Source organism: Streptomyces europaeiscabiei, assembly GCF_001550375.1.
GTDB classification, from domain to species: Bacteria; Actinomycetota; Actinomycetes; order Streptomycetales; family Streptomycetaceae; genus Streptomyces; species Streptomyces europaeiscabiei.
Map to the genome: position 1 here is coordinate 20,055 of NZ_LRTR01000606.1, position 13,581 is coordinate 33,635.

Genomic DNA, 13,581 nt, shown 5'->3' on the forward strand with positions numbered 1-13,581 from the left:
CCGACCTGCCGCAACTGCATCTCTACACCTACTGAGTGCAACAGGGCGGGGCCGCCGCCGTCATCGCACGGGCACCGCGAGGTACTGGTACTCAAGGAACTCTTCGATCCCGACCCGACCGCCCTCGCGGCCCAGCCCGGACTGCTTGACGCCGCCGAAGGGGGCGGCCGGGTTGGAGACGAGGCCGGTGTTGACGCCGACCATGCCGACCTCCAGACGCTCACTGACCCCCAGGGCGCGGTCCAGGCCCTCGGTGAAGACGTAGCCGACGAGGCCCCAGGGGGTGTCGTTGGCTCGGCGGATCACCTCGTCCTCGTCGTCGAAGGTGAGGATCGCCGCGACCGGGCCGAAGATCTCCGTGTCCATCAGGCGGCTGTCGGAGGCGACGTCCGTGAGCACGGTCGGCGGGTAGAAGCAGCCCGGCCCCTCGGGCGTACGGCCGCCGACGAGCACCCGGGCGCCGCGCTCCACCGCGTCGGCCACCAGTTCCTCGACCTTGGCCCGTCCGGTCCGGTCGATCAGCGGGCCGACGTCGACGCCGTCCCGGGTGCCGGGGCCCACGACCAGAGCGCCCATGCGCTCGGCCAGGCGCCGCCCGAACTCCTCCGCCACGGAGCTGTGGACGAAGAAGCGGTTGGCTGCGGTGCAGGCCTCGCCCATGTTGCGCATCTTGGCGACCATCGCGCCGTCGACCGCCTTGTCCAGGTCGGCGTCCTCGAACACGATGAACGGCGCGTTGCCGCCCAGCTCCATCGAGGTTCGCACGACCGCCTCCGCGCTCTGGGCGAGCAGCAGGCGCCCGATGTTGGTGGAGCCGGTGAAGGACAGCTTGCGAATCCGCCCGCCGCGCAGGAGCGGTTCGCACACCTCCCCCGCACGGGAGGTGGTGACGACGTTGAGCACGCCGTCCGGCAGCCCGGCCTCCTTGAGGATCGCGGCGAGAGCCAGGCTGGAGAGAGGGGTCTGCGGGGCCGGCTTGAGGATCATCGTGCAGCCGGCGGCGATCGCCGGGCCGATCTTGCGGGTGCCCATGGCCAGCGGGAAGTTCCACGGGGTGATCAGCAGACAGGGGCCGACCGGGCGGCGGGAGAGCAGCATCCGGTTGCGGCCGTCGGGCAGGACGCCGTGTCCGCCGTCGATACGCACGGCCTCCTCGGAGAACCAGCGGAAGAACTCGGCCGCGTACGCCACCTCTCCCCTGGCCTCGGCCAGCGGCTTGCCCATCTCGGCCGTCATCAGGTGGGCCAGCTCGTCGGTGCGCTCGACGATGATCTCGTACGCCCGGCGCAGGATCTCGCTACGGACCCGGGGCGCCGTACGGGCCCACTCCTCCTGCGCCCGGACGGCCGCCTCCTCCGCACGCTGGGCGTCCTTGGCGCCCGCGTCGGCGACATGGCAGAGGATGTCACCGGTCGCGGGGTCGTCGACGGGCATGGTGGCGCCGTCCGCGGCGTCCGCCCAGGCCCCGCCGATGAACAACTGCGTGGGTGTGTCGGTCATGGCGTTCCTCCTGGTTGATCGGCGGCGGGGTCGAGCAGCTCCGCGAGGTGCAGGGCCCGGATGCCCCGGTCACCGGCGAGGTGGTCGATCTGGGTGGCGCAGCTGAAACCGTCGGCCACGACGACTGTCGGCACGGCCCCGCCGACGGCGTCGATGGCGTCGAGGCGCGGCTTCAGGGCCAGGTCGGCGACGGCCATCGAGGTGTCGTAGTGCTGTTCCTCGAATCCGAAGTTCCCGGCGAGTCCGCAGCAGCCCTCCGCCTCGTCGACCTTCCGCACGCCGAGGCGGCCGAGCAGGTCGCGGGGGTGGCGGCTCTGGAAGGTGGCGTACTCGTGGCAGTGGGTCTGCAGGACGACCTGTTCCGGCAGCTCCGGCGGGGTCCAGTCCGGCGCGGCCAGGTCGGTCAGGGCGCCGGTGAGGGTGTGGACGCGGGCCGCGACGCGCCGGGCGGCCTCGGTGTCGAGCAGTTCGGGCACGTCACGCTTGAGGGCGGCGGCGCAACTGGGTTCGGCCACGATGATGGGCCGGTCGTCGCCGTTGTCCAGGTGGGCGACCGTACGGGACATGATGCGGCGGGCGGTGGACAGCTGGCCGGTGCTGACCCAGGTCAGGCCGCAGCACAGTCCGTCCTCCGCCGTGCAGGGGATGCCGGCGTCGGCGAGCACGCGGCTCGCGGCGCCCGCCACCTCGGGGCGGAAGGCGCGCGTGAAGCTGTCGACGAAGAGCAGGGCCTTCGCCGGTTCGCCGGTCCTCGCCTTGCGCAGGGCCTGGCGAAGCGCGTGCCGGGAGGCGAAGGCCGGGATCCGGCGCTTCGTGGTCACGCCACCGAGCCGGGCGAGCAGCGTGCCGAGCGGTCCGCGCAGCAGCGCGTTGATCGGACGGGCGGCGTATCCGGCGAGGGCCGAGGTCAGTGGCAGCCAGCCCAGCGAGTAGTGGGAGCGGGGCCGGATCCTGCCCTTGTAGTGCTGGTGCAGGAACTCCGCCTTGTACGTGGCCATGTCGACGCCGACCGGACAGTCGCTGGAGCACGCCTTGCAGGACAGGCACAGGTCGAGGGCGTCGCGCACCTCCGTCGAGCGCCAGCCGTCCTGGACGAGGTCGCCCCGCGCCATCTCCTGGAGCAGCCGGGCCCGGCCCCGGGTGGAGTCGGTCTCCTCCCCGGTGGCCCGGTAGCTGGGACACATCACGCCGCCCGTGTCGCTGCGGCACCGGCCGACGCCGACGCAGCGGCCTACCGCGCCCGCGAAGCCGTCCTCGTCGTGGGGGAAGGAGAAGAGGCTCTCGACGGGCAGCACATCGGAGGGTGTGTGCAGCGCGAGGTCGGCGTCGAGTCGGGCCGGGGCCACGATGACACCGGGGTTGAGCAGCCCTTCGGGGTCGAAGATCTCCTTGAAGGCGGCGAAGGTCCGGATCATCCGGTGGCTGTACATGACCTCCAGCAGCTCACCGCGTGCCCGTCCGTCCCCGTGCTCGCCCGACAGCGAGCCGCCGTGCGAGACCACGAGCGCGGCCGCCTCGCCGAGGAAGCGGCGGGTCGCAGCCCGGCCGGTGTGCGTGGCGAGGTCGAAGTCGATGCGCACATGGACGCAGCCCGCGCCGAAGTGGCCGTACAGCACCCCGGTCAGGCCGTGGGAGGCCAGCAGCTTGCGGAAGTCCCGCAGGTAGGCGGCCAGGTTCTCGGGCGCGACCGCCGCGTCCTCCCAGCCGGGCCACGACTCCCCGCCGTCCACCAGGCGGGCGGCGAGCCCGGCCCCGTCCTCGCGGACCCGCCACAGCGAGCGCCGTTCGGCAGGGCTCTCGACGACCCGTCCGCCGGTCATCCGGCCCTGGGCCTTGAGCACGTCGAGCAGTTCGGCGGCACGGGCGTCGACCGCCGCCTGGTCGTCGCCGTCGAGCTCGACGTACAGCCAGGCCCGCCCCTCGGGCAGTCCGGTCACGGAGTCCGGGCCGCGGCGGGCGCGCATGGTGGCGACGATGGCCTCGTCCATGCCCTCCACGGCGGTGGGGTGCCGGCGCAGGATCTCGGGGACGTCCTCGGCGGCGTCGACGACGTCGTCGTAGCCGAGCGTCAGCAGCGTGGAAGCCTGTGCGGTCGCCACCAGGCGGACCGTCGCGGCGGTGACGACCGCACAGGAGCCTTCGGTGCCCACCAGAGCGCGGGCCATGTCGAAGCCGTGTTCGGGCAGCAGGTGGTGCAGTTGGTAGCCGGAGACCTGACGGGGAACGCGGCCCAGCTCGGTGCGGATCGGCGCCAGGTTGGCGTCGATCAGGCGTCGGACGTCCGCTTCGAGGCGGGCGACGCGACGGACCGCGTCCGGGTCGTTCGGGTCGGCCGCGCGCAGGCCCTTGCCGTCGGCGACGGCTCGCACGCCGTCGGCCGTCACGATCTCCAGCGCCTCGATGTGCGTACTGGTACGCCCGTGCCGCACCGACCGGTTTCCGCACGCGTCGTTGCCGATCATGCCGCCGAGGGTGCAGCGGCTGTGCGAGGAGGGGTCGGGGCCGAAGGTGAGCCCGTGCAGGGCGGTCGCTCCGCGCAGCGCGTCGAGGATCACCCCGGCCTCGACCCGCGCGGTGCGCGCCACCGGGTCGATGTCCAGGATCCGGTTCATGTACCGGGAGAAGTCCAGGACCACACCCGGTCCGACCGCGTTGCCGGCCATGCTGGTGCCGCCGCCACGCGCGGTGACGGGGACGCCCGCCTCCCGGCAGGCCCGCGCCACCGCGACCACGTCGTCGGCGCTGCGGGGGAACACCACGGCCCTCGGCGGGACCCGGTAGTTGGAGGCGTCGTAGGCGTAGGGACCGGTGGAGCCCGGGCCCGTCTCCACGCGCAGGCCGTGAGCGGTCTCGGTGAGCCGCGCGACCAGCGGCTCCAGGACCGTGGTGGTGTCCGTCATCGTCCTGCCGCTCCCGAGGTGCCGGCCCCCACCGCGGTCGCCCACGCCTGAAGGCCCTCGTCCACCGCCGCCTCGTCGATGACGAGCGCCGGGATCATCCGCACGACCTGGTTCCACGCGCCGCACAGCAGCAGGAGCAGGCCCTCGTCGATCGCGGCGCGCTGCACGCGGGCGGCGGTCTCGGGGTCGGGGCTGCCGTCCTCGGTGACGAACTCGGTGGCCAGCATCAGACCCAGGCCGCGTACGTCGCCGATGCCCGGCGTACGGTCGGCCACCGCCTCCAGGCCGTGCCGCAGCCGCTTGCCCATCGTGTCGGCGTTCTCGACGAGCTTCTCGTCGCGTACGACGTCGAGGGTGGCGACGGCCGCCGCGCAGGCCACGGCGTTGGCGCCGTACGTGCCGCCCTGCGAGCCCGGCCACGCCTTGGCCATCAGCTCCTCGGAGGCGGCGATGCCGGACAGGGGGAAGCCGCTGGCCAGGCCCTTGGCGGTGACGAGGATGTCCGGAGTGACGCCGAAGTGGTCGTGGCCCCAGAAGCGGCCGGTGCGGCCGACACCGGTCTGCACCTCGTCGAGGATGAGGAGGAAGCCGTGGCGGTCCGCACGCTCCCGCAGTCCTTCCAGGAACGCGCGGGTGGCAGGCACGTAGCCGCCCTCGCCGAGCACAGGCTCGACGATGATTGCGGCCGTGTCGGCGGGCGAGGAGATCGTCTGGAGGGTGTAGTCCAGCTCTTGCAGGGCGAAGCGGGTCGCGGTCTCCTCGTCCCAGCCGTAGCGATAGGCCGACGGGAACGGGGTGACGACCACACCGCTCATCAGCGGGGAGAAGCCGGACCGGAAGCGGGTGCCGGAGGTGGTCATGGAGGCGGCGGCCACCGTACGGCCGTGGAAGCCGCCGTGGCAGACGATGACGTTGGGGCGGCCGGTGGCCTGGCGGGCCAACCGCAGCGCGGCCTCGACGGCCTCGCTGCCGGAGTTGGTGAAGAACAGGCTGTCCAGCCCGGCCGGCAGCACTTCGCCCAGCTTCTCGACGAGCTGCCGCAGGGGCTGGTGCATGACGGTCGTGTACTGGCCGTGCACCAGCGTGCCCACCTGCTCCTGCGCCGCCGCCACGACCTTGGGGTGACAGTGCCCGGTGCTGGTGACACCGATACCGGCGGTGAAGTCGAGGTAGCGGCGACCGTCCTCGCCGTAGAGATGGACGCCCTCGCCCCGGACCGCCACCACGGGCGTGGCCTGGCGAAGGTGCGGCGACAGTGCGGTCATGTTCGACTCCCGGCCTCGGTGTTCGGTCTGCTGCGGTATCCCGAGCATCTCCGCGGACCAGGGGTGCGCCAACGTGCGATCTGTCCGGCCGGGCCCCGGCATCCGGACGTTGTGTCAGCCTCATCGGGGGGCATGCCGGGCTCCGATGGCTCACGGACCGCTCTTGCGCAGGTCAGCGAGGCTTGTCACAGTGACCGGGCACTCGCGGACACGGAGCCGTGCTCGCCAGGGGACCCCATGGAGACACCGTGAACGACAACCACCCGGCCGGCCATGGGCCCACCCGCGCAGTCACCGTCGCCGACGTCCTGGCTCTTCCCGTCCTGGCCGCCGGACAGCCCCAGGTCGTCACCGGTGTGCCCCAGCTGGACCGGCCGGTCCGGTGGGTCCACATCACCGAACTGACCGACCCCGCGTCCTTCCTCAAGGGCGGCGAACTCGTCCTGACCACCGGAATGCCGCTCCCGGACGACGTGGCCGGCGTGCGCCGGTACGTCGACGAACTCGCCGGCATCGGGGCCGCGGCGCTGGTCATCGAACTCGTACGTCGCTATCACCGCCCGCCGGACGCACTCGTCGACGCCTGTCGCCTGCGTGGCCTTCCCCTCGTCACGCTCGCCAAGGACGTCAACTTCCTGGAGGTCACCCAGGTCGTGCACGCGCTCCTGCTCGGCAACCAGGCGGACGCGATGCGCCGCACCCAGCGCATCCACGAGGTGTTCACCGCCCTGACCCTGCGCGGTGCAGGCCCGGAGGACGTGGTGCGCGCGGCGGCGGAGATGTGCGGCCGCACGGTGGTCCTGGAGAACCTGGTGCACCAGGCACTGATCTGCGAACCGTCCGGAGGCACGGTGGAGGAGGCGCTCACCGGTTGGGAACAGCGCTCCAGAGCCGACGGGGCCGACGGGGCCGACGACCACACGGCGACATACGGCCCGGGGGGCTGGCTCACCGCACCCGTCGAGTACCAGGGCGAGCGCTGGGGCCGTGTGGTCATGCTCCCGGCCCGCACCGACGGTCCCGCCTTCGGGCCGGAGGACATCACCGTGCTGGAGAGGACCGCGATGGCGCTGACCGTCGCCCGCCTCATCCATTCCACCCCCTGGGAACGCACCGCACACCGAAACGCCCTGCGCGACCTCGTCGACCAGCGCCACCGCTCCGCCGAGGACGCCCGCGCCCGCTGCGCCGCACTGGGTCTGCCGACCGACCGAAGCCGGTTCGTCGCGACCCTGGTGGACCTCCGCACGGGCAGAGGGGGAACCGAGCCCGAGAGCCGTCTGTTCCAGGAACTCCGAACGGCAGGCATCCCGGCCCTCGTCGGCGAGTTGTCCCCCGACCGCCTCGGCATCCTGCTGGCTCTGCGTCCCTCCCAACCCTGGCGCCCCGTCGTCGAACGGCTGTGCAGCACCGCACTCAGTCTGGCCCCGCAGGCGGTGGTGAGCGTCGGCTCGGAGATCACGGACCTCTCCGACGCCGTCCGCTCCTTCCGCGAGGCGGCCCGCGTCGCCGAGGCCACCCCGCCCGGCCAGCCCCTCCCCCCGGACCGGTCCTTCCACGAGCTGTCCGACATCGGCCTGCGCCGCCTGCTGTACGCCCTCCGCGAGGACACCCGGATCCAGGAGTACGCCGAACAGCAGCTCGGAAGACTCATCGATCACGACTCCCAGCACGGCACCGATCTGTTGACGACCCTGCGCCACTACCTCGAAGCGGCCGGCAACAAGACCACTGCCGCACGCCGGGGCGGCCTCTCCCGCGAAACCATGTACCAACGCCTGCGCACCATCGAGCGTCTCCTCGACCGCGACCTGGAGTCCGGCGAGCAGCGCACCGAACTCCACGCGGCTCTCACGGCACTCGATGTGCTGCGAGCTCACTGACGCGGATCGAACCGCGACCTCGGCGCGCTCCTGCGACCACCGGCCCGGCCGGACGCGGTGCTGGGCTGTGGGGCCAGTGTGCTGAGCCGAGACGACAGGGAGCCGCGCCCGGGCCGAGCACGACCGGCGGCGTCGAATACGGCAACCGGAGTTGGGATGTCAGTGGGTTGGCACCGGAGAGGGGAGGGTGGCGAGCGGTCCGTTGGAGCAGCGTTGCCTCCAGGTGCCAGGAAGACCTGCCGACGACCATGGAGGCCACCCTGGTTGCCCACCTCCGAGGGCCCCGGCCGGCGGCTCAGCCGCCGGCCGGGGCGCAACGTCCCTCACGCACGCGTCCACTTCTGGCCGGCCTGGCCGTTACAGGTCCACAGGACCAGCGGGGTTCCGTTGGTGGTACCGGACCGGTCGACGTCGAGGCACAGTCCGGAGTGGACGTTGCGGATCGTCCCGTCGGAGCCGACGGTCCACTTCTGGTTGTTCTGGCCGTTGCAGGACCAGGTGATGATCCGGGTGCCGTTGGCGGTGCCCTGGTTGTAGGCGTCGAGGCATTTGTCGCCGAAGACGCGGATCTCGCCGCCGGCCCACGTGGTCCACAGCTGGTTGGCGGCCGTGTGGCAGTCCCAGATCAGTGCCGAGGCCCCGGCCGCGGTGGAGGCGTTGTCCACGTCCAGGCAGCGGCCGGAGGCGTTGCCGCGCAGACGCGAGGTGGTGGCGGCCAGCGGGCTGCCCCCACTCACCCGGAACACGGCCACGCCGTGCGCGGGGACGCTCGCCGAGATCTGTCCGGACGTGCTCGCCGTACCACCGGTCCACAGGTCCGTGAGGGTGAACGGCCCTCCCGACAGGCCGACTTGCTCCGTCGTGGTGGTGACCGTCGCCGCGCCACCTCCCCGGTTGAACAGGCCCACCGCGACCGAGCCGTCGGACAGGGGTTTGGCGAACACCTCGGTGCCGCCGTCGTCTCTCACTCTGCGCCCGCCCACGCCCAGCGGGTCCTGGTTCACCGCCAGCAGACGGGGGTTGCGCAGGATCGCGCTCACGTCGGCCGACATGGTTCGGATGTCGTTGCCCGCCATGAGCGGCGCGCTCAGCAGCGCCCACAGGGCGAAGTGCGAGCGTGACTCGGTCAGTGACAGGCCGGGGCGGCCGACGACCAGCATGTCGGGGTCGTTCCAGTGCCCCGGGCCCGACTGCGCCGCCAGCGGGGCGGTGACGTCCAGGACGTTGCCGACGCCCATCGGATAGCTGTTGGTGTTGCCGTTCTGCCAGATGTCGAGCAGATCCTCGGTCGTCCGCCACAGGTCGGCGACCTCGCCCCAGTTGTATGTGGCGCCGGTGATGGCGTGGAAGCTGTTGGGGTTGATGCTGTAGACGATCGGCCTACCGGTGGCGCGCAGGGCGTCGCGCATCAACGTGAAGCGCGCGATCTGCTCGTCGCGGGTACCGCTGGAGGAGCACCAGTCGTACTTGAGGTAGTCGACGCCCCACGAGGCGAAGGTGGCGGCGTCCTGGGTCTCGTGTCCCCTGCTGCCCGTCGACCCGGGATAGGCGCCGGTGGTCTGCGCGCAGGTGCGTTCGCCCGGTACCTGGTAGATGCCGAACTTGAGGCCCTTGCCGTGAATGTAGTCCCCGAGGGCCTTCATGCCGCTCGGGAACTTGGTCGGATTGGCCCGCAGGTTGCCCGCCGCGTCACGTTGCGGGTCGAACCAGCAGTCGTCGACCACCACGTACCGGTAGCCGACCTCCCGCATGCCCGAGGACACCATCGCGTCGGCGGCCTGACGGACCTGCGCCTCGGTGACCCCGCATCCGAAGCTGTTCCAGCTGTTCCAGCCCAGCGGTGGAGTGAGTGCCGGGCTGCCGGGCGCGGCCGCAGCGGTGGAGTGGACCGCGGCCGTGAAGGACGCGGCGACCGTCAGCGCGACGGCCGCGAAGAGACGAAGCAGTCGTCTGCCTGATCGTCTGGGCACCGTGGGCTCCTTTCGGGGCGGCACCGTCGGCTGGACACCTACGGCGCTCGCGAGGGGCTTGGCGGGTGATGCGGTCATCGGCAGGCGGCACAAGACAGCGGATGACTGCTGCCGCACTCTGGATCAGTGGCAGGTACATGACACTTCGAGTGGTTCGGAATTTCGATCCACTTTCGGATCGCCGACATCAGGGATGTTAGGGGGGTTCACGAGCTTGTCAACTCCGTCTGCCATCCAAAATCTCCTTCGACATTGCCTCCATCGCCGCACAGAACAGCGAAATAATTCGACGCTTCGAACGAAGAGTGCGAGCCGTATTGACGGGATCCCTCAACCACACCGATCGACCAGAGCGCGATCTCGTACTGGTGGCCGGTGCCCCAGATGTCGTACGACGTGCTGTACGCGCCGGACGACCGGACGCCGAGAATGTGCGCGCTCGGCGGGGCGGGCGCCGCCGTACCACCGATGGCCGCGAGCAACGTGACGCCTGCGAAGGCACGGTCGCCCTCGGGGTAGCAGGCGCGCAGGCTCAGCAGTACGCCCCCGAGGGCGAGAACGGTTCCGTGGCCGGCACCCAGTCCGACGGGGCGCTGAGAGAACCGTGATCCAGGGCGATGTCGAGGGGGCGTCCGGGTCCCGTGACGTACGGGACGATCACGTCGTCGGCACGGGAGACGAAGACCTGGCCGGTCCGGTCTCGACGCAGTCCGCCCGGGCGACGCCCGAGGCGAAACCGACGGAACGGCGGTAGCCGTGCTCCTCGCCGGATGGCCGGTGCAGCCGGATCTGGAAGGCGGGACGGAGGGGCCGCACCCAGTTGACCCCGGCCACCTTCATCGGCCGGACGCCTTCTGGCCAGGTCTCCTCGTGCCACCGTTCCGGGCGGTAGTCGCCGCCTGGGAGCAGACGGCCTCGTGTCGCGTCACTCGGTCGGGCACCAGACGGGCTCCCGGTACCGCACACCGCTCCCGTTGGTTCCGAGGCAGACCCGGCCGCGGACGCACGGATCGCCAGTGTCGACCTCGCCCGTCCGGCCCCACCGGCGCTGGTCGTCGTTGATCCGCGCAAAGGTCCTGGCCCCATCGCCGGAGCGGTGGACGGCGCGTCTGCGGGCGACGCTGCCGCGTACGCCAGGCCCAACGGTCAGGCCCCTTGTCAGAGATGGCGGTGCCGGTCGGCCGTGGTGGTTCACCAGGTGTGGGCCACGTCCACCACGAGATGCCCGTCCAACTGCAGCACCCGGAAGGGGAGCCGGGCGCGGACCCCGAGCCCGAACTGTGATTGCCCCTCGAAAGAGCTGGCGAATTTTGCGTCCCGGAAGGTGCGGTACCCGGTGAGGTTCACACCCGGCAGAGGCTGTCCCGCCTGGCCGGGGTACGTGGGCATGCCCGAGTCGTAGGCCGGCGCCCTGACGACCACCTCCAGGATGGCGCCGCCGCGGACCGGGATGGGGTCGCCGGTCGGGTCCTGGATCAACCGGTCGACGTAGCTCACGGTGTACCCGAGCTGGTCGGCGGACGCGCCCGGAACATCGACGACGAACCGGTCATAGCAGTCGTGGCGACCGGTCCTGGCATTCGTGATGTACTCGCCCGACGTACTGGACAAGTCCACCTTGCTGAGGCTGCCCCAGCCGGTCGGGCAGGCGGCCGCCGCCCGCGGGGCGGGGGCCGCTGTGGCCACGGTCGGCACCGCGACGGCGCCCAGTGTGGCGGTCACCAGGACCGCGGTCACCCAGGCTGTTCTGCTTCCTGTCATCTTGTTCCCCCAAGGGCGTGAATGTCCGACATCAGGGGAGACAGTCGAGCCGCCCCAAAGGTTGCATGTTCATCGCGACGCCCTTGGTGCGGCCAACCCGGCCGGCGGCGTGGCCAGGTTGTCGCCTCGGTGGACGCGGTGGTCTGCCTCGATTCCCTGGGGCCGTCGCCCTGCGATTCACCACCAGCCTCGACGTCCGCCGGGAGCGCAGCCGGCAGCATCCGTCCGACCTCCGTGTGCCGGACCACGTTCTCGACTGACAGGACCGCCTCGCCCGCGCCGCCACCCGGCCGTCCTGCTCTCCGAGGGCTTCGCCGATCCACGGGTCTTCACGGTCACACGCCGCGCAGGTGGATGAATCACGGCAGAGGCAGCCACAGGCATCCTGCGCTGTTTGCCCATCACCTCGGCGACGGACGCCGGTCTCCGTGTCGCCCGTGCGGTGCGTTCTTCCGAACTCGCTCCCAAAAGCGCTCACCTGCATAAATGATCAAAAGAGTGCGCTCGCTGGGCCTGGCCGAATGACCCATCCGTCCGTATGGCGTGTTGCAGCCCTGACGGTCTGTCGGTTTCCTCATGAGCGGAGCACAACAAGGTGCCGCGCACTCCGGCCGGCCACTGCTTCCTCGGAGGAACTTCATGCGTATCAAGTGTGCTGGCATCGGCATCGGTCTGATTCTCGGTGCCATGGGCCTCTCGAGCCCGCCCGCAGCAGCCGCGAACGGCCCCACCGGTGATCCAGGTATGCACATCAGCCCGAGCAACGCCGCCCCAGGCTCCACCGTCACGGTCAGCACCACAGCTTGTGGCTCGGAGATCTACGGGAAGGGCGAGGCTGGGGCAGGAGGCAGCTTTCACCTCCTCCAAGGCGACCAGAAGGGTGTACTGACCGGCGAGTTCAAGGTGCCGGCCGGCACCGAGCCCGGCGAATACACGGTCACGCTGAAGTGCCCACCGCGAGTCAAGATCACGGACACGTACTCGGTCGGCACCAGCAACCCCAGCGGCGCGATCGACGCTGGTTTCGGGGAAGCGAACGACAAGGGCACGCAACTTGCCCTCGGGGCGGCACTGCTCGCCGGAGCCACCGCCGGAGGAGCGATCAAGATGCACCGCCGCCCGGCCGGTGCCCGCGCTTGACGCGCTGCCTGCCGCCCCGGCCCCCGGGCCCGTGTCGGTCCGGGGGCTCCAGGATCACCCCGCCTTCACTCACTTCGGCCGCGAAGCGGAGGCTGCACAGCGATGGAACCCTGGCACGAGCCCGCCGATCCATCCTCCTCGTTCACCCTCTCCACCAAATTCCTCGCCTGCGCTCTCCTGACGGGCATGGCGCTGGTGACCACGGCACTCCGGGGCGCACTGCCTCCGCAACCCTCGTCCGCGCAGTCCTTCTCCTCCTCCGCACACCCCGGCCCCAGCAGCACCGCCTCGGCCCAGTACCCCTCTGTGCCGCCCCTGCCCCCGTCGGCTCCGGTCCGGCTGCTTGTCCGCGCCATCGGCGTGAACGCACCGATGACGGAACTGACCCTCGATGAAACAGGGGCGTTGCGCCCACCATCGGCAGAAATGCCAGGGTTTGTCGGATGGTACGGCGCCGGCACGGCTCCCGGCGCAGTGGGGACAGCCGTCACGACGGGACATGTCGACACGCCGGAAGGCCCCGGGGTCTTCTACCGCCTCGGGGCACTGTCCAAGGGCGACACCATCGAGATCATCAGGGCAGACCGGCGGACAGCCGTCTTCACGGTCGACGCCGTGGAGCTCTACGACAAGGAGGCCTTTCCGGATGAGAAGGTGTACGGCAGTTCCCACCAGCCCGAACTGCGCGTGATCACCTGTGGGGGTCCATACACGGAAGAAACCGGCTACCAGGGAAACGTCGTGGTCTACGCGACGCTGACCACGGCGTCGAACGATGGTGGTCCCGTTGAGCAGGCCGAGGCTCCGGCCAAGGCCGAGCAGGACGAGGGCGAGCAGGACGAGGGCGAGCAGGACGAGGGCGAGCAAGGGAACGGGACTGTCGAAACAAGCAGCTCCGTCACATAATCGGTCGTTCGCGTGGGCGGCAACACCGCGGTCGTCCGGACATCACTGTCCCCGGCGGAGCGCCGCGCACACCGGTGCAGCAGAGCGCGCTGTCGACATCGACGGCGACGCCCCTGACCTACGACGTTCTCCGACGACGACGGCCTGCGGAACTTCGACCGAACGGCCAACGGCCCCCCGCCGGGGCGCCGTCCGCCGCGTTCTCCGGGGTACGGAACCCGTGGACATCCAGGTGCCTGCCGACCAGGGTTCGGCA

Annotated in this window: 10 protein-coding genes; 3 read left to right on the forward strand and 7 right to left on the reverse strand. The window is 71.0% G+C overall.

Features of this window, described 5'->3' with window-relative positions:
• Positions 1–60: 60 nt before the first annotated feature.
• Genes AWZ10_RS29315 through AWZ10_RS29325 form a run of 3 tightly spaced genes read right to left on the reverse strand, consistent with a single transcriptional unit; the run spans position 61 to position 5,665 of the window.
• Entirely contained in the window at positions 61–1,500 is a 1,440-nt protein-coding gene (locus tag AWZ10_RS29315) for an NAD-dependent succinate-semialdehyde dehydrogenase (protein ID WP_060892450.1), read from the reverse strand.
• Positions 1,497–4,400: an FAD-binding and (Fe-S)-binding domain-containing protein gene (locus AWZ10_RS29320; RefSeq protein ID WP_060892468.1), complete on the reverse strand. Its 2,904-nt coding sequence runs from the start codon at positions 4,398–4,400 to the stop codon at positions 1,497–1,499. The genes AWZ10_RS29315 and AWZ10_RS29320 overlap by 4 nt, the downstream gene beginning before the upstream one ends.
• Entirely contained in the window at positions 4,397–5,665 is a 1,269-nt protein-coding gene (locus tag AWZ10_RS29325; protein WP_060892467.1) for an aspartate aminotransferase family protein, read from the reverse strand. Before AWZ10_RS29325 ends, AWZ10_RS29320 begins: the two co-directional genes overlap by 4 nt.
• Before the next feature lie 248 nt (positions 5,666–5,913).
• On the opposite strand from AWZ10_RS29325, the gene AWZ10_RS29330 reads away from it, so the two are divergent.
• On the forward strand, positions 5,914–7,548 hold the full coding sequence (locus AWZ10_RS29330; RefSeq protein WP_060892451.1) for a PucR family transcriptional regulator: 1,635 nt from the start codon (positions 5,914–5,916) through the stop codon (positions 7,546–7,548).
• Positions 7,549–7,871: 323 nt separating this feature from the next.
• On the opposite strand, the gene AWZ10_RS29335 is transcribed toward AWZ10_RS29330, so the two are convergent.
• The 4 genes from AWZ10_RS29335 to AWZ10_RS29345 all read right to left on the reverse strand — a co-directional run bounded on the left by AWZ10_RS29335 (position 7,872) and on the right by AWZ10_RS29345 (position 11,279).
• A complete protein-coding gene (locus tag AWZ10_RS29335; protein ID WP_060892452.1) occupies positions 7,872–9,518 on the reverse strand; it encodes a glycoside hydrolase family 27 protein in 1,647 nt (548 codons plus the stop codon).
• 206 nt (positions 9,519–9,724) lie between these two features.
• Complete coding sequence (locus AWZ10_RS51635) at positions 9,725–10,000, reverse strand: hypothetical protein (protein ID WP_159058380.1); 276 nt, start codon at positions 9,998–10,000, stop codon at positions 9,725–9,727.
• Positions 10,001–10,175: 175 nt separating this feature from the next.
• On the reverse strand, positions 10,176–10,358 hold the full coding sequence (locus AWZ10_RS52495) for a hypothetical protein (protein ID WP_060892453.1): 183 nt from the start codon (positions 10,356–10,358) through the stop codon (positions 10,176–10,178).
• A gap of 351 nt (positions 10,359–10,709) precedes the next feature.
• Complete coding sequence (locus AWZ10_RS29345; RefSeq protein WP_060892454.1) at positions 10,710–11,279, reverse strand: AMIN-like domain-containing (lipo)protein; 570 nt, start codon at positions 11,277–11,279, stop codon at positions 10,710–10,712.
• Between the two features lie 687 nt (positions 11,280–11,966).
• On the opposite strand from AWZ10_RS29345, the gene AWZ10_RS29350 reads away from it, so the two are divergent.
• Both AWZ10_RS29350 and AWZ10_RS29355 read left to right on the forward strand, forming a co-directional pair.
• Entirely contained in the window at positions 11,967–12,419 is a 453-nt protein-coding gene (locus AWZ10_RS29350) for a sortase (RefSeq protein WP_319072110.1), read from the forward strand.
• Positions 12,420–12,605: 186 nt separating this feature from the next.
• The gene (locus tag AWZ10_RS29355; protein ID WP_079104471.1) at positions 12,606–13,325 is read left to right on the forward strand and encodes a class F sortase; all 720 of its coding nucleotides are present in this window, start codon (positions 12,606–12,608) and stop codon (positions 13,323–13,325) included.
• Positions 13,326–13,581: the final 256 nt, after the last annotated feature.

Excerpts from the sequence above, each read along its gene's own strand:
- AWZ10_RS52495 (WP_060892453.1), bottom strand. The coding sequence starts at position 10,358 with ATGAAGGTGGCCGGGGTCAACTGGGTGCGGCCCCTCCGTCCCGCCTTC.
- AWZ10_RS29325 (WP_060892467.1), bottom strand. The coding sequence starts at position 5,665 with ATGACCGCACTGTCGCCGCACCTTCGCCAGGCCACGCCCGTGGTGGCG.
- AWZ10_RS29315 (WP_060892450.1), bottom strand. The coding sequence starts at position 1,500 with ATGACCGACACACCCACGCAGTTGTTCATCGGCGGGGCCTGGGCGGAC.
- AWZ10_RS29320 (WP_060892468.1), bottom strand. The coding sequence starts at position 4,400 with ATGACGGACACCACCACGGTCCTGGAGCCGCTGGTCGCGCGGCTCACC.
- AWZ10_RS29345 (WP_060892454.1), bottom strand. The coding sequence starts at position 11,279 with ATGACAGGAAGCAGAACAGCCTGGGTGACCGCGGTCCTGGTGACCGCC.
- AWZ10_RS29355 (WP_079104471.1), top strand. The coding sequence starts at position 12,606 with ATGGCGCTGGTGACCACGGCACTCCGGGGCGCACTGCCTCCGCAACCC.
- AWZ10_RS29350 (WP_319072110.1), top strand. The coding sequence starts at position 11,967 with ATGGGCCTCTCGAGCCCGCCCGCAGCAGCCGCGAACGGCCCCACCGGT.